The organism is Elizabethkingia argenteiflava (assembly GCF_009904105.1).
Taxonomy (GTDB): Bacteria; Bacteroidota; Bacteroidia; order Flavobacteriales; family Weeksellaceae; genus Elizabethkingia; species Elizabethkingia argenteiflava.
On sequence record NZ_JAAABJ010000594.1, the window covers coordinates 1 to 395 of the forward strand.

The window sequence follows — 395 nt, forward strand, 5'->3', positions numbered from 1 at the left end:
ATAACTATAAAACAGATTAAGTATTATGACAACACAACAAAAAATCATCAAAAACAAGTAAGTCGTACTTGAATTAGCACAACATTTAGGAAATTTATCCAAAGCCTGTAAAGTAATGGGCTATTCCCGAGACCGATTTTATCGATTCTAAGAACTGTATGATCAAGGAGTTGAATTAGCATTACATGATATCTCCAGAAGAATGCCAGTATTAAAGAATAGTGTAGATGAAGTTATTGAATATGCTGTTGTTGATATAGCCATTGAGAACCCTACTTTGGGGCAGCTTAGAGTAAGTAATGAACTTAAAAAGCAAGGTTTCATTGTATCACCAGGTGGAGTCATCAGTATTTGGTTAAGACACGATCTACATAGATTTAAACTAAGATTAAAAG

General features: G+C 32.9%; 1 pseudogene. It reads left to right on the plus strand.

Annotation, left to right across the window (positions count from 1 at the left end):
- Positions 1-25 precede the first annotated feature (25 nt).
- Positions 26-395, plus strand: a pseudogene (locus GNY06_RS14300) (helix-turn-helix domain-containing protein); the annotation flags it as partial.